Source organism: Nonomuraea sp. NPDC048916 (assembly GCF_040649575.1).
Taxonomy (GTDB): domain Bacteria; phylum Actinomycetota; class Actinomycetes; order Streptosporangiales; family Streptosporangiaceae; genus Nonomuraea.
Genome location: NZ_JBEZFS010000332.1, coordinates 1 through 352, shown reverse-complemented (window position 1 = coordinate 352; position 352 = coordinate 1). Strand labels below are relative to the sequence as shown.

Genomic DNA, 352 nt, shown 5'->3' with positions numbered 1-352 from the left:
TCCGGCAACGCGGCCTGGAGGAGAAGCAGTTGGTCGAGGGCGGCCGGCTGGTGGACATGGACGAGATCGCCGACAGCGTGCTGGACGCCTCGGTGAAGGTGGTGTGGCACTGAGATGGCCAGAGGCATTCCGCGTACCGATGTGCTGATCACGCTCATGGGCTCGCCGCACGGCTCCGACCTGGTCACCAGCGTGCTGCGGCTCGTGGAGTCGCTGCTGCGGCGGGAGGCCAGTGTGCAGGTGTGGGCCTGCGGCTACGCGACGCTGCTCACCCAGGAGGGCCTCGGCGAGTCGAAGCCCCGCAACCTCGCCGACTGGTCCGTCGACTATCCGTCGACCGCCACCGTCATCC

The 352-nt window shown here is 68.8% G+C and carries 1 protein-coding gene; it reads left to right on the top strand.

What is annotated here, in order from left to right:
- Nucleotides 1-114 precede the first annotated feature (114 nt).
- Nucleotides 115-352 (top strand): hypothetical protein (locus tag AB0C16_RS41095; RefSeq protein WP_357691658.1); only part of this gene is annotated, 238 nt, incomplete at its 3' end.